The organism is Mesoflavibacter zeaxanthinifaciens DSM 18436, assembly GCF_000422365.1.
Taxonomy (GTDB): domain Bacteria; phylum Bacteroidota; class Bacteroidia; order Flavobacteriales; family Flavobacteriaceae; genus Mesoflavibacter; species Mesoflavibacter zeaxanthinifaciens.
In genome coordinates this window covers 270418-294377 of sequence record NZ_AULQ01000002.1, presented here as the reverse complement: position 1 = coordinate 294377, position 23960 = coordinate 270418, and the positions used below count along the sequence as shown (strand labels likewise).

The 23960-nt window shown below is 30.9% G+C and carries 19 protein-coding genes and 1 tRNA gene; 14 read left to right on the top strand and 6 right to left on the bottom strand.

What is annotated here, in order from left to right:
• The first annotated feature begins 154 nt into the window (after nt 1-154).
• Entirely contained in the window at nt 155-835 is a 681-nt protein-coding gene (locus tag H574_RS0104135) for a LysE family translocator (protein ID WP_027879347.1), read from the top strand.
• Nucleotides 836-1004: 169 nt separating this feature from the next.
• Here H574_RS0104135 and H574_RS0104130 read toward each other — a convergent pair.
• Together H574_RS0104130 and folB are read right to left on the bottom strand one after the other, a co-directional pair.
• Nucleotides 1005-1075 (bottom strand) — tRNA-Cys (locus H574_RS0104130).
• 44 nt (nt 1076-1119) lie between these two features.
• A complete protein-coding gene (gene folB / locus H574_RS0104125) occupies nt 1120-1491 on the bottom strand; it encodes a dihydroneopterin aldolase (RefSeq protein ID WP_027879346.1) in 372 nt (123 codons plus the stop codon).
• A 152-nt stretch (nt 1492-1643) separates the two neighbouring features.
• Here folB and H574_RS0104120 point away from each other — a divergent pair, with 152 nt between their 5' ends.
• Entirely contained in the window at nt 1644-3644 is a 2001-nt protein-coding gene (locus tag H574_RS0104120; protein WP_027879345.1) for a glutamine--tRNA ligase/YqeY domain fusion protein, read from the top strand.
• A 141-nt stretch (nt 3645-3785) separates the two neighbouring features.
• Nucleotides 3786-3995 carry a hypothetical protein gene (locus tag H574_RS0104115; RefSeq protein ID WP_027879344.1) on the top strand — a complete coding sequence of 70 codons (210 nt, stop codon included), beginning with the start codon at nt 3786-3788 and terminating at the stop codon, nt 3993-3995.
• Nucleotides 3996-4041: 46 nt separating this feature from the next.
• On the opposite strand, the gene H574_RS0104110 is transcribed toward H574_RS0104115, so the two are convergent.
• Nucleotides 4042-4965, bottom strand: coding sequence for an SPFH domain-containing protein (locus H574_RS0104110; RefSeq protein ID WP_027879343.1), 924 nt, complete (start codon nt 4963-4965; stop codon nt 4042-4044).
• 75 nt (nt 4966-5040) lie between these two features.
• Between H574_RS0104110 and H574_RS0104105 the strand changes: the two genes are divergently transcribed.
• Nucleotides 5041-5721 carry an outer membrane beta-barrel protein gene (locus tag H574_RS0104105; protein ID WP_027879342.1) on the top strand — a complete coding sequence of 227 codons (681 nt, stop codon included), beginning with the start codon at nt 5041-5043 and terminating at the stop codon, nt 5719-5721.
• Between the two features lie 74 nt (nt 5722-5795).
• On the opposite strand, the gene gltX is transcribed toward H574_RS0104105, so the two are convergent.
• Nucleotides 5796-7307, bottom strand: a complete 1512-nt coding sequence (gltX, locus tag H574_RS0104100; protein WP_027879341.1) for a glutamate--tRNA ligase — start codon at nt 7305-7307, stop codon at nt 5796-5798.
• A gap of 131 nt (nt 7308-7438) precedes the next feature.
• Here gltX and H574_RS0104095 point away from each other — a divergent pair, with 131 nt between their 5' ends.
• From H574_RS0104095 to H574_RS13940, 6 genes are all read left to right on the top strand, one after another.
• Nucleotides 7439-10918 carry a DUF4175 family protein gene (locus H574_RS0104095; protein WP_036227062.1) on the top strand — a complete coding sequence of 1160 codons (3480 nt, stop codon included), beginning with the start codon at nt 7439-7441 and terminating at the stop codon, nt 10916-10918.
• Nucleotides 10911-11327 (top strand): rRNA maturation RNase YbeY, encoded by a 417-nt coding sequence (ybeY, locus tag H574_RS0104090; protein WP_027879339.1) that lies wholly within the window; start codon nt 10911-10913, stop codon nt 11325-11327. The genes H574_RS0104095 and ybeY overlap by 8 nt, the downstream gene beginning before the upstream one ends.
• A 73-nt stretch (nt 11328-11400) precedes the next feature.
• The gene (gene mnmG / locus H574_RS0104085) at nt 11401-13272 is read left to right on the top strand and encodes a tRNA uridine-5-carboxymethylaminomethyl(34) synthesis enzyme MnmG (RefSeq protein WP_027879338.1); all 1872 of its coding nucleotides are present in this window, start codon (nt 11401-11403) and stop codon (nt 13270-13272) included.
• A gap of 75 nt (nt 13273-13347) precedes the next feature.
• Entirely contained in the window at nt 13348-14199 is an 852-nt protein-coding gene (locus tag H574_RS0104080; RefSeq protein ID WP_027879337.1) for a class I SAM-dependent methyltransferase, read from the top strand.
• Between the two features lie 232 nt (nt 14200-14431).
• Nucleotides 14432-14944, top strand: a complete 513-nt coding sequence (locus tag H574_RS0104075) for an OmpH/Skp family outer membrane protein (protein ID WP_027879336.1) — start codon at nt 14432-14434, stop codon at nt 14942-14944.
• Between the two features lie 132 nt (nt 14945-15076).
• A complete protein-coding gene (locus H574_RS13940) occupies nt 15077-16795 on the top strand; it encodes a hypothetical protein (protein WP_027879335.1) in 1719 nt (572 codons plus the stop codon).
• 1 nt (nt 16796) lies between these two features.
• Here the strand turns inward: H574_RS13940 and H574_RS0104065 are convergent, their stop codons facing one another.
• Complete coding sequence (locus tag H574_RS0104065) at nt 16797-17192, bottom strand: DoxX family membrane protein (protein ID WP_027879334.1); 396 nt, start codon at nt 17190-17192, stop codon at nt 16797-16799.
• 58 nt (nt 17193-17250) lie between these two features.
• Nucleotides 17251-18405: a DNA polymerase III subunit gene (locus tag H574_RS0104060; protein ID WP_027879333.1), complete on the bottom strand. Its 1155-nt coding sequence runs from the start codon at nt 18403-18405 to the stop codon at nt 17251-17253.
• 122 nt (nt 18406-18527) lie between these two features.
• On the opposite strand from H574_RS0104060, the gene H574_RS13935 reads away from it, so the two are divergent.
• The 4 genes from H574_RS13935 to H574_RS0104040 are packed head-to-tail and all read left to right on the top strand — an operon-like array spanning nt 18528 to nt 23940.
• Nucleotides 18528-20102 (top strand): SPOR domain-containing protein, encoded by a 1575-nt coding sequence (locus tag H574_RS13935; RefSeq protein WP_051169821.1) that lies wholly within the window; start codon nt 18528-18530, stop codon nt 20100-20102.
• Nucleotides 20103-20120: 18 nt separating this feature from the next.
• The gene (locus tag H574_RS0104050; RefSeq protein WP_027879332.1) at nt 20121-21308 is read left to right on the top strand and encodes a phosphoglycerate kinase; all 1188 of its coding nucleotides are present in this window, start codon (nt 20121-20123) and stop codon (nt 21306-21308) included.
• Between the two features lie 38 nt (nt 21309-21346).
• Complete coding sequence (locus H574_RS0104045; protein WP_027879331.1) at nt 21347-22936, top strand: lytic transglycosylase domain-containing protein; 1590 nt, start codon at nt 21347-21349, stop codon at nt 22934-22936.
• 26 nt (nt 22937-22962) lie between these two features.
• A complete protein-coding gene (locus H574_RS0104040) occupies nt 22963-23940 on the top strand; it encodes a DUF4837 family protein (protein WP_027879330.1) in 978 nt (325 codons plus the stop codon).
• Nucleotides 23941-23960 lie beyond the last annotated feature (20 nt).

The following is a 23960-nucleotide window of genomic DNA, read 5'->3' as shown; positions in this document are numbered from 1 at the left end:
CTTAATTATAGTACAGTTGGTTTAGCGTAGTCGAAACCTAAATTAAAAAACAAAAGCTTCAGTTTTAAATTGAAGCTTTTTTTATTTCTGTTAATAAGCATTCTATAATCAATAAATAATTTCTTTACTTTGTAAGACAATCCAGATATATAACATGTTTGACGATATTCTTACTGCAATTCCTTTTGGTATCATATTATCTTTTACGATTGGACCAGTATTTTTTGTTTTGTTAGAAACTGCTGCAACTAAAGGGTTTAAAAGTGCTTTAATATTTGATGCAGGAGTAATTCTAGCAGATATTTTATTTATTGTAGTTGCATTTTTTAGTACCGAAAAATTGGTAGGTAAAATAGAAAAAGATCCTAATTTTTTAATTTTTGGTGGTGTTTTATTAGCAATTTATGGCTTTATTTCGTTTATAAAAACATCAAAATCGTTTAGAGAAATAGTAAGAGAATATCATAAAGTTGAAATTAAAAAAGGCTACGGTAAATTATTCTTAAAAGGCTTTTTGCTTAACTTTATTAACATTGGTGTACTGTTAGGTTGGGTAGCATTTATTGTAATTGCTAATTCTATAACCACGTCTAAAAATGGTGTAATAGTATTTATTAGTACCATGTTAATAACTTATTTTTTAGCAGATTTAGTAAAAATTACAGCTGCAAAAGCTTTAAAAAATAAGCTTACACCAAGACTTATTTACAAGACTAAAAAGATTGTAGCTTTAGTAATATTAGGCTTTGGCGTATTATTACTAGTCCAAGGTTTCTTTCCTAAAGAAAAAGAATTACTTAAAGAAAAAATAGAGCAGATTAATCCTTTGGATTAGAATTTTAAAAAAAACAACGTCACTTCGAGTGATTTGAGAGGTACGAACAAATTGTATCGAGAAGTAGTTGCATTAAAAGTTCTCGATACAACACTCCTTTGTCGTGTCACTCGAACTGACGTAATTAATTGTAAACAAAAAAGCTTCCAGATTTTCTGAAAGCTTTTAGAGGCGTCTAGCGGATTCGAACCGCTGTACAAGGTTTTGCAGACCTCTGCCTAGCCACTCGGCCAAGACGCCAATTATAATTGGACAGCAAATGTAAAAAAAATAAACTTTTTACACTATTTCTTGAAGTTTTTTCTTTTGTCACTCATAACAATTGTTACTTGTTGTACATCGCCACCAATTGGCGGATTTATTTTACTAACACTTACCGTTGCTTTTTTAATCATTTGATCTTCAGTAAAAATTCGGTTTAAAATACGTCGTGCAACATGTTCTAAAAGTGCGCTTGGTACCTTCATTTCTTCAAAAATAATTCTATTTAAAAACACGTAATCTACCGTATCTTTCAGTTGATCTGTCTTTGCACTATGCTGTAAATTGGCTGTAATTTCTAAATCTACACGATAATCACTACCAATAGCAGTTTCTTCTTTTAAACAACCGTGATGCGCAAATACTCTAATATTTTCAACTTTAATTTTTCCCATTTCAATAAAATTTCAGCAAAAATACCTAAAAATTTTACGTGCTTCATTTTTAAAGTAAAGAACAATTCATTTCAACTAAAAAATAACTAATTTTACACTTTATTATTAAAGTAGATTAATAGCAGTAATCACTTAAAAATAAACCTAATTACATGTCTGAAGAAACAAAATCACTCAATTTTATTGAGCATATTATAGAAGAAGATTTAGCTAATGGATTAGCTAAGGATAAATTACGTTTTCGTTTTCCGCCAGAACCTAATGGCTATTTGCACATTGGTCATACCAAAGCTATTGGTATTAGTTTTGGTTTAGGATTAAAGTACAATGCGCCTGTTAATCTTAGATTTGACGATACTAACCCAGCAAAAGAAGAGCAAGAATATGTAGATGCGATTAAAAAAGATGTGGCTTGGTTAGGTTACCAATGGGAAAATGAGCTGTATTCTTCAGATTATTTTCAACAGTTATACGATTGGGCTGTACAATTGATTAAAGACGGAAAGGCTTATGTAGATAGCCAATCTTCTGAAGCGATGGCAGAGCAAAAAGGAACACCAACACAACCTGGTGTAGATGGTCCTTATCGCAACCGATCTGTAGAAGAAAATTTAGACCTTTTTGAACGCATGAAAAATGGCGAATTCAACGAAGGTGAACATATTTTACGTGCAAAAATAGACATGCAACATCCTAATATGTTAATGCGTGATCCTATTATGTATCGTATTTTAAAGAAACATCATCATCGTACTGGTAACGATTGGTGCATCTACCCAATGTACGATTGGACGCATGGCGAAAGTGATTATATCGAGCAAATTAGTCACAGTTTATGTTCTTTAGAATTTAAACCGCATAGAGAGCTTTACGATTGGTTTAAAGAGCAAGTTTATGACTATGCTAAGGAAACCTATCCAATGCAGCCAAAACAGCGTGAATTTGCACGTTTGAATCTGTCTTACACTATTATGAGTAAACGTAAGTTGCTTAAATTGGTAGAAGAGAAGGTAGTTTCGGGTTGGGACGATCCGCGTATGCCAACCATTTCAGGTTTACGACGTAGAGGTTATACACCAAATTCAATTAGACAATTTATAGAAAAAGTTGGTGTTGCAAAGCGTGAAAACGTGATTGATGTTGCGCTTTTAGAATTTTGCGTACGTGAGGATTTAAATAAAACTGCACCACGCGTTATGGCGGTTTTAGATCCTTTAAAAGTGGTCATTACTAATTATCCAGACGATAAAGAAGAATGGTTAGAAGCCGAAAATAACCCAGAAGACGATAGTGCTGGATTTAGAAAAGTACCTTTTTCAAAAGAAATTTATATTGAAAAAGACGACTTTAAAGAAGAAGCTGGAAGTAAGTTTTTTAGATTGAAATTAGGCGGCGAAGTTCGACTTAAAAATGCGTACATCATCAAAGCTGAAAGCGTTGTAAAAGATGCTGAAGGTAATATTACGGAAGTACATTGTACTTACGATACAGATACCTCTAAAAAAGTAAAAGGAACGCTACATTGGGTTTCTATAAAACATGCTGTAAAAGCTGAAGTGAGAGAATACGATAGGCTGTTTATGGACGAAGCGCCAGATAGTCATGATGGTAAAGATTTTATGGAATTTTTAAATCCAAATTCTTTAAACATTATTAATGCATTTGTTGAGCCAAGTTTAACAGAAGCTAAAGTAGGAGAGCAGTTTCAGTTTCAACGTTTAGGGTATTTTAATGTGGATGACGATTCTAAATCCGACGCTTTAGTATTTAATAAAACGGTTGGTTTACGAGATAGTTGGGCAAAACAAGCACCAAAACAAAACCAGAATCAGCCTCAAAAGCAAACTAATAATCGTCCTGCAATAGAGCAAATAAAGTCTTTTGGTAAAAAGTATGATAGACTACCAGATGATGCTAGAGCAAAAGCAAAAGCAGAAATCTTAGAATTAGCCAAAGACGTATCTTATGAAGATGTAGAGCCACTTTTTAATACTTCTAAAAAGAAAAGTGGTACGCGTATTATTACAATGATCACACTTGGTGTTTTACTTAAAAATGGCTTACAAAAAAACGAAGCTATTAATGAGTTTATAAATACAGCATTAGAAGACAAAAACAAGTTGTTGGTAGAAGAAGCTCAACAGTTAGCTTAATATAAAACACAAACTAAAACCCGCTAAGTTTTACTTAGCGGGTTTTTATATATATAAATTTTAACAACCATTTAGTATATAATCTTTTGATTTATAAGTGATTTGAATTATTTTGAATGGATAACTTAAATCAAAAATAAAATGGACGCAATACAAGAATTATTAAGTAAAATTACAGCTAAGACAAGAGAAATAGAAGAAGATTATCCAGAGTTACAAAAGTACTTAGACGAGCAACGTATTACATTACCAAAGGATAATAACGAAACACATATTGATAAACAATCTTTAGAAGATTATCTAAATTCTTTACAGAGTTTGATAGATAATTATGAAAAAGAAAATAAATAAAAAAAGCCTCTACTAAGAGGCTTTTTTTGTGTTTATTAGGTAAGTTTTATTCTTCTTCTTTTTTGCGTTTAGCTTCTTTCATAGCTTCACCAATTTGGTTACTTGCGGTAAAACTTGCAACCATTTCGTTTAGCATATTACTTCCAGCTTGTGGCGCATTTGGTAATAAGATTAAGTTACTATTAGTTTCTTCACCTAAAGATTGAAGCGTATCGTAATGCTGCGTTACAACTATTAATGCAGATGCTTCTTGACTATTAATACCAACACGGTTTAAAACTTCTACAGACTCTTCTAATCCACGTGCAATCTCGCGTCTTTGATCTGCAATACCTTGACCTTGTAAACGTTTACTTTCAGCTTCAGCTTTAGCTTTTTCAACAATTAAAATACGTTGTGCATCACCTTCATATTGTGCAGCAGTTTTTTCACGTTCTGCAGCATTAATACGGTTCATTGCAGCTTTTACTTGTGCATCAGGATCTATATCTGTTACAAGCGTTTTAATAATGTCAAATCCATAGTCTAACATCGCGTCGTTTAGCTCAGCTTTCACCGCTAATGCAATATCATCTTTTTTAACAAAAACGTCATCTAATTTCATCTTAGGTACTTCTGCACGTACCACATCAAATACATAACTTGTAATTTGCTCATGCGGATAATCTAACTTATAAAATGCATCGTATACTTTTTGACTTAACACACGGTATTGTACAGAAACTTTAAGTCTAACAAATACATCGTCTAAAGTTTTAGTTTCTACAATGACATCTAATTGCTGAATTTTTAAGCTTAATCGACCAGCAATTTTATCTATTAAAGGAATTTTTAAGTGAAGACCAGATTGTCTTATACTATGAAATTTACCAAAGCGTTCTATAATTACTGCAGTTTGTTGTTTAACAACAAAAAATGCTGAAATTAAAATGATTAGTCCTAAGACTACAATAGGAATTAAAAAAGGCATAATTAATGGTTTTTGGTTTTACTTTATTGATTACTAATTTAAGTTATATTTGTTCACTAATCTATATTATTAGTAATGAAAAAATTTAAACTTTATCTATTAGTAGCAATTTGTAGTCTATTTGTTACATTTTCTTTTGCACAAAGAAGTTCTTACAACATAAAAAACGGATTTGCTCTTGGTGGTGGATTGACTCAGTTTGATATTATTACTGATAATTTTGAAACTAAAAGTAATACAGGTTGGTTAGCACATATGTCTGCAACGGTAGATATTCCTCATAAATGGTACAATGTAAGTTACGGTATGCAATTATCTGAAAATAGGATGAGTGTAAACGGATTTGCATCTGCTTTAAGCAGTAATTTTGAGCCTATAGATTACAAGATTTTAACCGCTCAAGTTGCTTTTTTAATGCATGCAAAATTAGCAGGACCATATTTAACTTTAGATTTTGGACCAGTTTTACAGTACAATAGTGATTTAGAATTTGATGATGAAGGTCAAGAAGAATGGTTTGTTGCAGAGTTTGATAGCTTACTAGCTAAAGATTTTGTAGATATTACTAATTTTAATGTGAATGGTGCTGTTGGATTAACCGCAGGTTTTGAAAACTTTAAAATAAGAGGACAATATATCTATGGTTTTACTAATATACTTGGTGATTTAAATGATTCTAATGCTGCTAATTTTACTAATAAAAAATTTAAAGGAAATCAAAGCATGTTAACCATAGCTTTATTGATAACGTTTTAAAATTTATACCAAATAAATTAATAAAAAAAGCCTCTAAATATTAGAGGCTTTTTTGTTTATAGTTGATTAATATTTTAACCTATTTTTTCAATTAAATTATCTATACGTTTAACAGTTTCGTTTTTACCAATCATGTACATGATGTCAAAAACATCTGGTCCTTGTAATGCACCAACTAAGGCTAAACGTAGAGGCATCATCACTTTACCAAAACCAATGTCGTTAGACGTAATCCAACCTTTTACATCGTTTTGAAGTGTCTCTACTTCAAAATTTTCAATGTTATTTATGATAGATTTTACGTCGGTCATTATAGATTTTGTATCGTCTTTAATAGCTTTTTTAAAAGCTTTTTCGTCATATTCTGTTGGAGCTACAAAGAAGAAATTACTTAAATCCCAAAAATCGTTTACAAACGTAGCGCGTTCTTTAATTAGCCCAACAACCATTGAGATGTAATTAACATCTATGTCTTTTAATGCTTCATGGTTTTGTTTAAACGCTTCAGCTAAATCATCATTATTTTGTTCTTGCATGTAATGGTGATTAAACCATTTAATTTTATCTGGATCAAAACGTGCTCCGGCTTTATTCACCTTAGATAAATCAAACGCTTCTATAAGTTCTTCTAAACTAAATATTTCTTGTTCTGTTCCAGGATTCCATCCTAAAAAGGCTAAAAAGTTAACAACAGCTTCAGCAAAATATCCATCTTCTTTATAACCTTTTGAAACATCACCTTCTGGAGATATATATTCTAAAGGAAATACAGGAAATCCTAATTTATCGCCATCACGTTTACTTAATTTTCCTTTTCCTGTTGGTTTTAGGATTAACGGTAAATGAGCAAATTCTGGTGCTTCCCAACCAAAAGCATCGTATAATTGGTAATGTAAAGCAAGACTTGGTAGCCATTCTTCACCTCTAATTACGTGCGTAATTTCCATTAAATGGTCATCAACAATATTAGCTAGGTGATAGGTTGGCATTCCGTCTGCTTTAAACAAAACTTTATCATCTAAAATGTTGGTATCAATTTTTATATCACCACGAATAATATCTTTAAGATGAAGTGTTTGATCCTGCGGACTTTTAAATCTAATTACATAATCTTCACCAGCATCTAATTTAGCTTGCACGTCTTCCGCGCTAAGCGATAAAGAGTTGCTTAATTTTTCTCTGTTATGCCAATTGTAGATAAAGGTTTTTCCTTTAGCTTCATGGTCTTTTCTGTGTGCATCAAGTGCTTCTGCAGTATCAAATGCGTAATAGGCATGACCACTTTTAATTAATTGATCGGCATACTGTTTGTATAAGTCTTTACGTTCACTTTGTCTGTATGGACCAAATTTTTCATTTTTATTTGGACCTTCATCAAACGGAATATTGCACCAATTTAAACTATCTATAATGTACTGTTCTGCGCCTTCTACATAACGGTTTTGGTCTGTATCTTCTATACGTAATACAAAAGTACCGTTGTGTTTTTTTGCAAATAAATAATTAAATAATGCGGTACGTACGCCGCCAATATGTAAAGGTCCTGTAGGACTTGGTGCAAAACGCACTCTAACTTGTTTTGACATTTCTTTTGGTTTGAAAGTGCAAAGATAGAATAGAGTAGAAGAAACACAAAGAACTATTTAAAAACAAGTTTTAAGCGCCTTTAACAGACATAAAAAAATAAAAACTGTATTTTAGTAAGTTAATTAAAAAAATGGCTTTGAATAACTTCAATATCATACAAACCAAATTAGAACAATTTATTAGAAAATATTACACTAATGAGTTGATTAAAGGCGCTATCCTGTTTTTTAGTATTGGCTTGTTATATCTTATTATTACGTTACTAATTGAATATTTTCTGTGGTTAAATTCTGGTTTACGTACAGTTTTATTTTGGTTGTTTATTGCTGTTGAGGTTGGTTTGTTTATCAAATTTATTGCATTGCCATTAGCTAAGTTATTTAAACTTCAAAAAGGTATTAACTATAAACAAGCATCTGCGATTATTGGTAATCATTTTCCTGAAGTTAATGATAAGTTATTGAATGTACTTCAGCTAAAAGAAACTAACGATAATAGCGAATTACTTCTAGCCAGCATCGATCAAAAAGCTGAAGAATTAAGCCCAATTCCTTTCAATTTTGCGATTAATTTTAAACACAATACTAAATATTTAAAATACGCTGTTATTCCAGTCGCTATTTTATTAATAAGCTTTGTTTTAGGAAAAACTAATTGGTTTACAGATAGTTATAAAAGAGTAGTAAATTATCAAACTGCATATGAGCCGCCAGCACCTTTCAGTTTTTTTGTTATAAATGAAAGTTTGCAAACTGAAGAAAACAAAACCTTTAGATTATTTGTACAAACCGAAGGAGATGTTGTTCCTGAAGATGCACAAATCAATTTTAACGATCAGTCTTATTTTTTGCAACAGCGTCAACCAGGTACTTTTGAGTATGTTTTTGAGCAACCAAAACAAGACATTACTTTCAATTTATCTGCCAATGGTGTTAACTCAAAACCATATACATTACAGGTTGTAGAAGTGCCAACATTGTTAAATTTTCAGATGGTTTTAAACTATCCAAATTACACCAACAAACGTAACGAAGTTTTAAAAGGCATAGGTAATGCAGTTGTACCACAAGGCACACAAATTACTTGGCAACTTAACACAAAAGCAACCGATCAAGTCGATTTAATTAGTATAGATACTTTAGCGTTTACTACAGAAGAAAATGGTGTTTTTAAAGCCTCTAAACGCGTTTATAATAATTTAGACTATAACATTAGCACAAGTAATAAAAACCTTAAAAATTACGAGAATTTAGCGTATAGTATTTCGGTTATCAAAGATCAATATCCAGAACTTAAAATTGAATCTAAAACAGATAGCTTAGACCAACAAACCTTGTATTTTAAAGGTCAAGTAAGTGACGATTATGGTTTATCTAAATTACAGTTAGTCTATTATCCTTCAGAAAATGAAACCAATAAAATTGTAAAAAACATACCTATTTCATCTTCTAATTTTGATGAGTTTTTAACTGCTTTCCCAAACAATTTAGATATAGAAGCCGGTATACCTTACGAGTTGTATTTTGAAGTTTTTGATAACGATGCGGTAAATAAAAACAAAAGCACAAAAAGTTCTGTGATCTCATACAGAAAGCGTACTAAAGACGAAGAAGAACAAAAGCAGCTTAACGAACAAAACGAAACTATAAAAGATCTTAATAAATCTCTTGAAAATTTTGAAAAACAAGAACAACAACTTAAAGAGATTTCAAAAACGCAAAAAGAGAAAGCTCAACTTAATTATAACGTTAAGAAAAAACTTCAAAATTTCTTGAAGCGTCAGAAGCAACAAGAAGACATGATGAAGCAATTCAACAAAAAGCTTCAAAATAATTTAGAAGAATTTCAGAAAGATAATCCAAAAGAAGATCCATTTAAAGAAAAGTTACAAGAGCGTTTAAAAGATAACGAAGAGCAATTAAAAAAAGATGAAAAGCTACTTGAAGAATTAGAGAAACTTAAAGAAAAGTTTCAAAAAGAAGAGTTTACTGAGAAATTAGATAATCTTGCTAAACAAGCTAAAAACCAAAAGCGTAGTATGGAGCAATTATTAGAATTGACCAAACGCTACTACGTGTCCAAAAAGATGGAAAAAATTAGTGATGAGCTTGATAAATTAGCCAAAGAACAAGATAAATTAGCTAATCAAGATTCAGAAAAAAACACCAAAGAGAAGCAAGACGAACTAAATAAAAAGTTTGAAGACATCCAGAAACAACTTGAAGATTTACAAAAAGACAATGACGATTTAAAATCCCCAATGGATATACCTCGTAATAAAAATACAGAGGAAAACATTAAAGAAGATCAACAACAGGCAAGTGAAGATTTAGAAAAAAAAGAACAATCTACTGACCAAAAACAAAAGCAGGATAAACAAAATTCTGCAAAACAAAATCAAAAAAATGCAGCTCAAAAAATGAAACAAATGAGTATGAGTATGCAAATGCAAATGTCTTCAGGTAGTAAAAAACAATTGCAAGAAGATATAGAAATGCTTAGACAAATCATTGATAATTTAGTTGTATTTTCTTTTGATGAAGAAGACTTAATGAACAAGTTTAAAAGCATAGAAGTTAACCATAATGAATATGCTAAGTACTTAAAAAAGCAATACGATTTACGTACACATTTTGAGCACGTAGACGATAGTTTATTTGCAATATCTTTAAGACAACCACAATTCTCAGAACAAATAAATAAAGAAATTAATGATGTGTATTTTAATATTGATAAAGCATTAGATCAATTATCAGAAAATCAATTATATCAAGGTGTATCATCACAACAATATGCATTAACGTCTGCTAATAATCTAGCAAATTTTTTAAGTGCTGCTTTAGATAATATGCAAAACCAAATGGGTATGCCATCTCCAGGTCAAGGAGAAGGCGATATGCCACTTCCAGATATTATAATAAGTCAAGAAGAATTGGCAAAAAAAATGGAAGAAGCAATGAAAAAAGGAGAAAAAGGGAAAGACGGACAACAAGGTCAGCAAGGCGAACAAAAGTCTGGTAAAGATGGAAAAAATGAAGGTGATCAGAAAGGCGATAATGAAGGTAAACAAGGTAAAGAAGGAGATAAAGGAAACAAAGGAGAAAAAGGTAAAAACGGTAAAGAAGGCGGTAAAGATGGTGATGGACAAGGACAAGGTGGAAGTCAACAAGGAGAAGGCGACTTTAATGAACAGATGAATGCCGAATTATTTAAAATCTATCAAGAACAACAATTATTACGTCAACAACTAGAACAACGTTTAGAGAAAGATGGTTTAAGAGGAAATGGTGACGCCAAAAAACTTTTAAATGATATGGAAGATGTAGAATTAAAATTAATCAATGAAGGCTTTACTAATGAAACTTTAACTAAAATGATGGAACTTAAACATCAATTACTAAAGTTAGAAAACGCCACTTTTCAACAAGGACAAGATTCAAAACGCGAATCTCAAACCAATACCAAAACATTTTCTAATACAACTAACAATCAGATAGACAAAGCAAAACAATATTTTAATACTACCGAAATATTGAATAAACAAAGCTTACCTTTGCAGCAAATTTATAAGCAAAAAGTACAAGAATATTTCAAACAAAAAAATGATTAGTTTTAATTACGAAACCGATTTTAAGCTATTAGATGAAGCTAAAATTTCTAATTGGATAACAAAAATTATAGCACATCACAACTGCAAAAAAGAAGAGATAAGTTATGTGTTTTGTGATGACGAATATTTACATCGATTAAATGTTCAGTATTTAAATCACGATACCCTAACAGATATTATTAGTTTTGATTATTCAATAGGAAAAACTATATCAGGAGATATTTTTATTTCTGTTGAAAGGGTAGAAGATAATGCTAAAGATTTTGATGTAGATTTTACTACAGAACTACATCGTGTAATCATACACGGTATTTTGCACTATTGTGGTTTTAAAGATAAGACCGAAGATGATGCCAAACTAATGCGAGCTAAAGAAGACGAAGCACTTTTGTTATTAAAAGAAATGTAATAGTTTGTTGTATATTTGCACGTCAAATTTAAGTCGAATTTAAAAACGTTCCACGTGGAACAATCAAAATAATATGTTTAACGAAGTTTACGATGTAATAGTTGTTGGAGCAGGACATGCTGGAAGCGAAGCTGCAGCTGCAGCTGCTAATATGGGTAGTAAAACCTTATTAGTAACTATGAATTTACAAAACATTGCTCAAATGTCTTGTAATCCTGCTATGGGAGGAATTGCAAAAGGACAAATTGTAAGAGAGATAGATGCACTTGGTGGCTATTCTGGTATTGTTAGTGATACATCAGCAATTCAATTTAAAATGTTGAACAAATCTAAAGGACCTGCAATGTGGAGTCCAAGGGTACAAAGCGATCGTATGCGCTTTGCAGAAGACTGGAGATTGATGTTAGAAAATACACCTAACTTAGATTTTTATCAAGAAATGGTTAGAGGTCTTTTAGTCAATAATGGTAAGGTTGAAGGTGTAGTTACGTCTCTTGGAATTCAAATAAAAGCAAAGTCTGTTGTGCTAACTAACGGAACATTTTTAAATGGCTTAATTCATATTGGAGATAAAAACTTTGGTGGAGGAAGAGCAGGAGAAAAAGCAGCAACAGGTATTACAGAACAACTAGTTGATTTAGGTTTTGAATCCGGTAGAATGAAAACCGGAACGCCTCCAAGAGTTGATGGAAGATCTTTAGATTTTTCTAAAATGGTTGAACAACCTGGTGATGAAAATCCTGATAAATTTTCTTATTTAGATATCACAAAACCACTAACGCAACAACGTAGTTGTCATCTTGCTTATACAAGTGAAAAAGTACATGATTTATTGAGAGATGGTTTTGATCGCTCACCAATGTTTAATGGTCGAATAAAAAGCTTAGGTCCTAGATATTGTCCTTCTATAGAAGATAAAATTAACCGTTTTGCAGATAAAGATAGACATCAATTGTTTGTTGAACCTGAAGGTTGGAATACAGTTGAGTATTATATAAACGGGTTTTCAACTTCATTACCAGAAGACGTACAATTTAAAGCTCTACGCTCTGTAGAAGGGTTTGAAAATGTCAAATTTTTTAGACCTGGTTATGCTATAGAGTATGATTATTTTCCACCTACACAATTAAAACATACTTTAGAAACTAAGTTGGTAAGCGGACTGTTTTTTGCTGGTCAAATTAACGGAACAACTGGTTATGAAGAAGCAGCATCTCAAGGATTAATGGCAGGTATCAATGCAGCGTTAAAAGTTCAAGAAAGAGATGAATTTATCTTAAAAAGAGACGAAGCTTACATAGGTGTTTTAATTGACGATTTAATTACTAAAGGAACAAAAGAACCGTATCGTATGTTTACATCTCGCGCAGAATACAGGACGTTATTACGTCAAGACAATGCCGATTTAAGATTAACACCAAAAGGATATGAGCTTGGTTTAGCATCTGAAAAACGATTGAAACGTATGGAAGAAAAACACGAACAAGCAGAAAAGTTTGTAGAGTTTTTTCAAAATACTAGTGTGACTACAGGAGAAATAAATCCGATTTTAGAGTCCAAAAATTCTTCATTAATGAAACAGCAAGATAAGATGTTTAAGATTTTTGCTAGACCAAATATTGATATTGAAGACATGAAAAAAATCGAGTCTGTTTCTAATTACATAGAAGAACATAATCTAGATAATGAGATTATAGAACAGACCGAAATACAAGTAAAATACTCTGGATATATAGCTAAAGAAAAGAATAACGCAGATAAACTAACGCGTCTAGAAAATATCAGAATACCTGATAATTTTGATTACTCAAAACTTAAATCGATGAGTATGGAGGCAAGGGAAAAATTAAATAAAATTCAACCTGTAACCATATCACAAGCATCAAGAGTAAGTGGAGTTTCTCCTGCAGATATTTCTGTTTTATTGGTGTATTTAGGTCGATAAATTTTAAACGTTCCACGTGGAACGTTTATTTTTTTTCAGTTTCAATTCTTCTTTTTTTTGATTAGATTTTAATTTATGACTAAAGAACAAACACAATTATGTATAAAAGACCATTCCGTTTCTGGTGAAATGTTTCAATTAAAGGAGAATGAAAAATATGGTTTTTTAGAGACTTTTCCTCAACCAAAAACTAATCAACTTTCAGAATATTATAAAACGGAAGATTACATTTCTCACACAGATGCAAAACGAAATTGGTTTGAAAAAGCATATCATTTAGTTAGACGTTTTTCTTTAAAACAAAAACTAAAACTAATCAATGGTTTTAAAACCGAAACAAAAACACTTTTAGATGTAGGTTGCGGTACAGGAGATTTTTTAAAAACAGCTAAAGAAAATAATTGGATAGTTTCTGGAATCGAACCAAATGCAGAAGCAAGAACAATAGCAAATCAAAAAACAGAAAACGCAGTTTTTGATATCGAACAGTTAAATAATTTTGAATCTAATAGTTTTGATGTAATTACACTTTGGCATGTTTTAGAACATCTTCCAGATTTAGAACATCAAATTTCAATATTAAAAAAACTTTTAAAACCTAAAGGTAGGTTAGTGGTAGCTGTACCAAATTATAAAAGTTTTGATGCAAACTATTATAATCAGTTTTGGGCAGCTTATGATGTGCCAAGACATTTATGGCATTTTGATCAAAATTCAATATCAAAATTATTCGCTTCTATTGATATGGAAATAGAACAACTTAAACCAATGCTATTTGATGCATTTTATGTTAGCTTACTTTCTGAACAATATAAATCTGGACGTAAAAATATTTTTAAAGGTTTTTATAACGGATTACGATCTAATTTAAATGCAAGTCGTACTAGAGAGTATTCTTCGCTAATTTATGTGCTTAAAAACAGTTAAAACTTATTTTAAAAAAGCATAAGGTTAAATTTTAGTCTTAAACAACAGATAACCTTACCTTTTTTAGAAAGTGTCTTAAATCGCTTTATTTGAAGTTGTTTTTCATAGTTAATAATTATTTTAAAATTAAATTAAAATAGATTTTACTTATTAGTACAATATTTACATAAAATGTGTTTATCACTTTTTAATTTTTATACATTTGCGAAAATTCATTAAAACAAAAATTAAGATGAAAAAAATATTAGCGGTTTTATCTATTGCAATTTTTATTACTTCTTGTCAAAAACAGAAAATAGGATATGTTGACAACGGAAAAGTAATTAACGAAATGCAAGAGAAAGTTGATTTAGAAAAAAAATACGAAACAAAGCTTAATGCTTTTAATGCTAAAAAGGATAGTATCGGGAGAGCTTTTCAAATGGAAGCTCAAAAATTCCAGATGGAAGCTCAAAAAATGAGTCAATCTAAAGCTCAAGCTAAATATGAAGAGCTTGGTCAAAAACAGCAAATGTTGCAGCAACAATTTCAAATGGAGCAACAACAAATATCTAAACCTTATCAAGAAGAAATGGATTCTTTAATTACTAAGGTTAAGGATTATGTTAAAAAATACGGTAAAACAAATGGTTTTGATGTTATTTTAGGTACTGTAGAGTCTTCTCCAAGTGTTATGTATGCTAAAGATGAATATGACCTTACAGAAACAATTATAAAAGACTTAGATAATAATTACAAAAAGTAATTAAATATTTACTTATAAAAAAAGCGTTAGACTTCGGTTTAACGCTTTTTTTTTATTTATAAACTGTTATTTATCAGTTGTTTTCATAGTTTTAATTATATTTATCGTGCTATTAATCATTTATAAAAGACTATGAGAAAATTGCTAACGCATTTAATCATTTTCTTTACTTTTTTTTATCAACTTAACGCTCAAGTTGCAACTTCATTTAAAACGGAAAAATCGTTTTATGTATATGGAGATGCAATGGTTATTGGTAATAATAGTTTAAGTAAAGAAAAAAATACACCATTTAATGAATCATCAATTGCTAACGATGATATACCAATGACATTTGTAGACGTTGATAATGATGATTCTACATTTAATTCTAGTTCTTCTTATATTCAACTTCCTGAAAATCAAAACAATATAGTTTATGCGGCACTTTATTGGACGGCAACGTATAGTTATATTAAGGGAGAAAGACGGTCTCAAAACGGACAACATTTCTTCTCTGGAAAAAGACAGAAAAACCGTTCTTTAATAAGAAATATTAAATTAAAACTGCCAAACCAATCTTATCAAACCATAACAGGAACAGTTATATTTGATGGCTATAAAAAAAGCGGTTTTCATCTTAATTCTCCTTACGCTTGTTATGCAGATGTAACTAGTTTATTACAAAATGCTGAAGAAAAAAATGGCGAAATTACAGTTGCAAACATTCACGCTACAGAAGGTTTTGTTGCTGGTGGAAGCTCAGCAGGTTGGATGCTTTATATTGTTTATGAAGCACCAACAGAACAACCAAAATACATCACAACATTTAATGGTTTTGCTCATGTTGGTACAGAGCCTGTTGTTATAAATTTGAAAGATTTTAAATCGCCAGAACAAGGAGAAATAAATACAAATCTAACTTTAGCAACGTTAGAAGGTGATGCAGATATTACTGAAGACGAGTGTATAATAGCAAATCCTAATCTTAAAACAGCAATACGATTAAGTACAACAAACAGACAAGAAAAAAACTTTTTTAATAGCAGTATAGATAGTAATATTAAACGTTTTCCGGACAGTAAAAATACTTTAGGATTTGATATTGCACGTATAGAAGTGCCAAAAAATAAAGAAATAGTAATAGATAATAATACGGATAAAGTAGAATTACTTTTTAACACAAAAGAAGACCGGTTTTACTTGTTTTTTACTGCATTTGAAACTGAAATCAGCAAATCTTTTTTTAATGAAATTGAAGCAAATTTACCCGAAAAAGCTACGGTTATAAAATCCGATACAAAAGAAGAAGTAAAACCAAAAGTTGTTGAGGAAAAAATAGAAATTAAAGCACAAACAAAGATTAAATCAACAGTCGTAAATAATGAAATTAAAGCAGAAAATGTTGTGCTTAAAAAACCAGAAGTTATCCAAGAACAAGAAGATAAAAATTCTTTAAGCCCAAAAGTAGCTACATCTGGTTACCAGCAACAACAAATAAAGCAAGGTAATGTTATTATTAGTTCTTCTACTTATGTTGAAGCTTTAAAGGTTAAAGAAAAACCTTTAGAAACTCAACAATTTAAACTTGTCTTAGAAAAAAATGCAGCAGAGATTGATGGTGCTAAAAAGGGATATTACGTTATTACAAAGTTTTTTTCTTCGCCTCAAAATGCTTTTAATTGGCAAAAAGACTTAAAAGAAAAAGGGTATAATAGCGACTTTTTAATAGATGAAAAAAATAAACTTTACTATGTTTATATCTTTCATACAGAAAACTTTTATGATGCTTACATGCAACATAAATCGTATTTAGAGCAAAATCTTTTTAAAGATAACTGGGTCTTTAAAGTTAATATGACAGACTTTTAATCTATTGCATTAAATACAAAGCAAAAAGAGTAGGAATTAAATAGATAACAATAGTTCTTGCACCGTCATAATCTTTAGCTACACGCTGCCCAAACAATAATAAAAGTAATGTAATAGCGCTTAAAATAGCAGCATAAAACCCTAAGGTAGAGTTATCATTAACTATAAGTTGGTATATACCTAAAACAGCCAAAATACCAGCAATAACTTCTATTATTAGGATAATGGCAACGTTAATTTCTACTATCTTTCCCATAAAAGTTTTAGAAAAATGTTCTTTTAACCAGCCAATATTTCCTTTCCAATCCAAAATTTTATCTAATCCAGATTGTAAAAAAGTGATGGCTAAAAAAAGTAATAAAATTATTTCGGTAATGTGGTCTAAAATAGAAATCATAGTTAATTAGTTTATATTTTAAAGATATTAAAATTATAAAGGAAATTTTAGCTTAATACTACTCTTGCTTAGCGTGTAAAAGTCTAGTTAGTTTTATAGATAAATCGGTTAGTATGATTTTAGAATTTCCGTTACGCTCTATATGATAGATTGCATCTTGTAACTCGTTAGAAATATCTAAAATATTATTATTGTGTACAAAAGGAGCAAATTTTGACAAGTCAAATTTTTCAGCTTTAGCTTCAAAAAACACCAAATCCTCAGCACCGTAATTAAGCAGTAAGGCTTGTCTAAAAAAGTCTAAACAGAAGTTTAAAAATTGCTTTTGTGTCTCTCTACCTGTTTTTGCAATTTCTTCGCTCCAACCAATTAAATCGTGTATTGCAGCTTTGTTTCCTTTAGCTTTAAAAGCAGATCTAATCCAAAATATAAACCATTTTTCAAACTGAGTGTCTTCGCTATCATGATAGACTAAATCGCATGCTTTATTATAATTACCTTCGGCTTGGTGTGCAATTTTAGTAGCATCAGCTTCATTAATATCAAACTGTTTTATCAATCCGTTTTTTATATCTTCTTCTGCTAATGGCGGAAAATGTATAATTTGGCAACGTGATCTAATGGTATTTATAATTTGCTCTTCGTCTTCGGCAATTAATAAAAAAATGGTCTTATTTGGCGGTTCTTCAATTAACTTAAGAAGCTTGTTTGCTGCTTGCGTGTTAAGCTTTTCTGCCATCCAAATTAGCATAATTTTATAGCCACCTTCATAAGCTTTAAGGCTAAGAGATTTAACTATATCTTGGGCTTCATCTACACCAATTTGTCCTTGTTTATTATCTACACCTAAAAGTCTGTACCAGTCAAATAAATTTCCGTAAGGTTGTTGGGTTAGTAATTGCCTCCATTCTTCTAAAAAAGCACTACTAACAGGATGTTTTTTTACCTTATCTGTTGTAGTTACCGGGAAGGCAAAATGTAAATCTGGATGCGAATAATTATTAAACTTTAAGTTGCAAGCTTGATTATTACCATCGTTTTCTGCATTGCTGTTACCACACAAAATGTATTGTGCATAGGCAATAGCCATAGGTAATGTACCAGACCCTTCTGGTCCTACAAATAACTGTGCATGTGGTATACGACCATGGTCTGCACTAGTTGTAAGGTGTTTTTTTATATGTTGAAGTCCTAAAATATCACTAAAAAGCATAAAGCAAATATAGTTTTCTTCTAAAATAAAAGCGAATATCTTACCGCTTGATTTTAATAATTACACTGTTTTGTATCACTCTAAATGTCTATATTTGAAAATTACTTAATCATTAAAATTAAATGAAATATCTATCTGTATTTTTTATTGCTTTTTTAAGTATAAATATATCAGTAGCTCAAGAATTAAAAGTAGCTATAGATAGTACGCTTTCTAATGGTGTTTCTTTTAAACCGGTTAACGAGTTTTATATCTTTGGTGATGCTGCTGTTATTGGTAATAATCTTTTAAGTGAAGACAGTAAAAAACCATACAACAATAGACAAGAAGACAACGACAATATTAAAATGAAATATGTTGATATTGATGATAATCCAGAAACGTTTTCTTCTAGTCAAGCAAAATTAACATTACCTGATGATTTTAAAAAAATTGTTTATGCAGGTTTATATTGGACAGCAACTTACGCGTACGAAAAAGGCACAAGAAAAGCTAAAAAGGATAATTATATCTTTAGAGGTAATGGAGAGCGATCACCAGTAATAAATCAAATAAAACTTAAGCTTCCAAATCAAGATTATCAAGACATTACAGGAGATATTATTTATGACGGATCAACTAATGTAACGCATGCAATAAACTCGCCATATGTTTGTTATGCAGATGTTACAAAATTACTTCAAAACACAGAAGATAAAGCAGGTAACTACACTGTTGCAAATGTTAAAGCAACAGAAGGTTATTTGTCTGGTGGTAGTGCAGCAGGTTGGATGTTGTATGTTATTTATCAATCACCTACAGATAATCCAAAGTACATTTCAACTTACAATGGTTTTGCATTAGTAAATAGTAGACCGGTAGATATAAACTTTAAAAATTTTAAATCTATTAATCAAGGTAAAGTAAACACTTCTTTAGTTGTATCTGCTTTAGAAGGAGATAATAATTTAGATTTAGACGAGTGTGCCATTTTAAAAGCAAATAGCAATCAATTTCAATCCTTAAGTAATGGTGCAAGATACCAGCAAAACTTTTTTAATAGTACAATAACCAATAACTCTATGGTCAATAGAGATCGTTACCCTAATAGCGAAAATACTTTAGGTTTTGACATTGCTCAATTAAAAATCCCTAATTATAATAACACAATAATTAGTAATGATATAAATGAAACAACGATGAGATTAAAAACAAAATCAGATCGTTTTTACTTATACTTTACCGCATTTCAAACCGAGATTGCACAAACATTTTTTGAAGATGTAGTACAAGAAACAACACCAGTAAGCAAAAAAGCCGAAGTAGAACCAGAAGTAGTAAGATCTAACGCTTCTACTATAGCAAGTAAAGACCCTAAAGACACAAAAAGAGCACCTTACGTATATTACAAAAAAGGGTTAAACTCTAATGCTTTTAGATATTTAAAACGAAAAAAATCCACATCTGTTATAGGTATAGAAGGAGGTTATTATGTAATTACTAATGTGTTTTCAGAAGCACAAAGAGCAGGAAAATGGACAGCATCATTAATAAAAAAAGGATTTGATGCAGACGTATTTGTAAACCCAAAAAATAATTGGAACTACGTTTACGTACTTAGAAGCGATACCGCAGAAGAAGCTTTTAAGCTTATGGAAGAATTAAGAACAAATTATAGATATAGAGATGCTTGGATTTTTAAAGCCAATCTCGATTAACAACAAAATTAAAAACTAATGAAAACGCTTAACGATTTCAATTTTAAAAACAAAAAAGCTTTAATCAGAGTAGATTTTAATGTGCCTTTAGATGCTAATTTTAAGGTTACAGATGCAACTCGTATACAAGCAGCTAAACCAACAATAATCAAAATACTTGAAGATGGTGGTAGTTGTGTATTAATGTCTCATTTAGGTCGTCCTAAAGGTGTGCAAGAAGAATTTTCTCTTAAGCATATTGTATCTAAAGTAGAAGATATTATTGGTGTAGAAACTCAGTTTGTAAACAATTGTGTTGGAGAAGACGTAGAACAAGCAGTAGCAAATCTAGAACCTGGAAAAATCTTAATTTTAGAAAATTTACGTTTTCATGAAGAAGAAACTAAAGGCGATAAAGGTTTTGCAGAACAATTATCAAAATTAGGTGACATTTATGTAAATGATGCTTTTGGTACTGCGCATCGTGCACATGCATCTACAACAGTAGTTGCACAATTTTTTACAGAAAACAAATGCTTTGGATACCTTTTAGAACAAGAAATTAAAAGTATAGAAAAAGTAATGAAAACTGGCGAAAAACCAGTTTTAGCAGTACTTGGTGGTGCAAAAGTGTCTTCTAAAATTACAATTATAGAAAACATTTTAGATAAAGTAGACCATTTAATTATTGGTGGAGGTATGTCTTTTACATTCGCCAAAGCTAATGGTGGAAAAGTAGGAGATTCTATTTGCGAAGATAATAAAATACCATTAGCATTAGATATATTAAAACAAGCAAAAGAGAAAAATGTACAAATACATTTACCTGTAGATGTTAAAGCAGCAGATAAGTTTGATAATAATGCAAATACTCAAACCTGTGATATAAATAATATTCCAGATGGTTGGCAAGGTTTAGACGCAGGACCAAAATCTTTAGAGCAATTTAAGGATGTTGTATTAGAATCTAAAACCATTTTATGGAACGGACCTTTAGGTGTTTTTGAAATGGAAAACTTTGCTAACGGTACTATAGAGTTAGGTAATTTTATTGCAGAAGCAACTAAAAACGGTGCATTTTCACTTGTTGGTGGTGGTGATTCTGTTGCTGCAGTAAAACAATTTGGTTTTGAAGATAAAGTAAGCTACGTAAGTACTGGCGGTGGCGCAATGTTAGAAAGTTTAGAAGGAAAAACTTTACCAGGTATCGCTGCTATCTTAGAATAAAATATAAATAATTAACGTTAAGCAATAAAACGCTTTATATGTCTTTAAAAAAATCATTTTTAATAGTTTCAATTTTATCATTTTGTTGTAGCTGGTTGTTAGCACAAGATTCCTTGCAAATTAATCCAACTAGGCTAAAACAAGACCAATTAATTTCTGGAGAAAGTTATGAGATAGATACAATTATTGATGGTCAGACGTATTATAAAAAGTCAATTAAAGCAATTTCTGCAGAAATTCCGGAAGCACTTTTAGATGATGAATACGCTGCAGAAATTGATAAAAAATGGTTAGAAGAGTTATATAGTACAACACTTTTTGATACCATTTACAGAGATGTTAAAGGGCTTAACTATAAAGCAGTTTACTATCCAGAATTAACCACAGACACACTAAAAGCAAGGCTTAAAAGATTAAATGCAAAAACACCTTTTAATGTAGAATATAATCCTGCGTTAGAAAGTGTGATAAAAATGTTCTTAAAGAACAGACATCAATCTTTTGAGCGTTTAATGGGATTAAGTAATTACTACTTCCCAATGTTTGAACGCGAATTTGACAACTACGATATTCCTTTAGAGATGAAATATCTAGCAATTGTAGAGTCTGCTTTAAAACCACGAGCTAGATCTCGTGTTGGTGCCACAGGGTTATGGCAGTTTATGTTTGCAACAGGTAAACAATACGGTTTGGACGTAAGCAGTTATGTAGATGAGCGTAGTGACCCAATAAAATCTACAGAATCTGCTGCAAAATACTTAGCAAAACTTTATGAGCTTTTTGGAGATTGGGACTTAGCGTTAGCAGCATATAATTCTGGACCAGGTAATGTAAGTAAAGCCATTAGACGTTCTGGCGGGTATCAAAACTACTGGAATATTCGTCCACATCTTCCACGTGAAACAGCAGGATATGTACCTGCATTTCTAGCCACTATGTATATTTTTGAATATGCAGAAGAGCATGGTTTCATTCAACATAAACCAGAATTTAATTACATAGATACTGACACGATTCGCGTTAAGCAAATGATTACTTTGGATCAAGTATCAGAGTTTACAGGTGTTAAGATAGAAACGCTTCAGTTTTTAAATCCATCGTACAAACTAGATATTATTCCTCATATCGAAGGAAAAAATTACACTTTAAGATTACCAAGAAATATTATTGGCGCTTTTGTAAATAACGAAGACCAAATGTATGCTTATGCTAAAGCAGAATTTGATAAACGCGAAAAACCGTTACCTCAATTTTTTAATACAGATACAAAAACTAGATACCGTGTTAAGCAAGGTGATTATTTAGGTAAAATTGCACGAAAATTTGGAGTAAGAGTAAGTCAAATAAAACGTTGGAATGGTTTAAGAAGTAATAATTTAAGAATTGGTCAACGCTTAACTATTTACCCACGAAATGGTGCAGCAATAAGGCAATCAACAGCTTCAAATTCAAATAGTTCAAATCTAAAAAACTATAAAGGAAAAACCTATACCGTTCAAAAAGGAGATAGCTTGTGGAGTATTTCTCAAAAATTTTCAGGAATTTCTGTTGAAAATATTAAAGAATGGAATGGTATTAGTGGTACTAATTTAAAGCCTGGTATGACATTAAAACTGTCTAAAGGCTAAACTTCAAATTAAAACATCGTTATAAAATGAAAAAAATAATTTTATTGGTCTTAGCAGCTACACTTACTATTGCGTGTAATGATAAGAATAAAAAAGAACAAAGATACGTACAAGACTCATCAGGAGTTTTAAATAACCTTTCTGTCGTTATTGATAGTGATTTATGGAAAGGTAGTGTAGGAGATGCTGTAAGAGATGTAGTAACTACAAATGTACCTGGCTTACCACAAAACGAGCCTATGTTTGATGTAAATCAAATTCCACCTCAAGTTTTTAAAGATTTTGCTACAAAAAACAGAACAGTTTTAAGGGTTAGCAAAGGAAAAGAAGCGGGTTTAAAAATAGCAAATAATGTCTATGCTAAACCACAGAAAGTAGTATTTGTAACAGGACAAAACAACGATCAAATTATCGAAATTTTAAAAGTTAATAAGGATAAAATAATTAGTGCTTTTAAAGCGCAAGAAGTAAAATGGCGCCAAGATCAAATAAAAAAATCTGTATTAAATACAGATGATGTTGAGAAAGAACTAGGCGTTACAATTAGTTTTCCTTCTATTTATAGATTTGCTAAAAAGGACGATAACTTTTTCTGGATAAGAAAAAACCTAAGCACAGGAACAAACAACGTTATGCTATATACCATTCCTTATGATTCTATCAATAAAGAAGGAGACATCATAGAGCAAGTTATAAAACACAGAGATAGTTTGGGTAAAAAATATATACCAGGACCTTTAGACGGTAGTTATATGAAGACAGAAGAAGCTTACTCGCCATTCTTATTTAATACAACAATTGACAATAAACCAACTTACGAGGTAAGAAGTACTTGGGATATAGAAGGGACTTTTAATGCTGGTCCTTTTGTAAATTATATGATAGAGGATAAACCAAACAACAGGTACATAGTTGCAGAAGGGTTTACTTTTGCACCATCCGTAAATAAAAGAGACTTTGTTTTAGAGCTTGAAGCAATTATAAAGTCGCTTAAAGTTAAATAACAATTAGGCATAAAGCATAA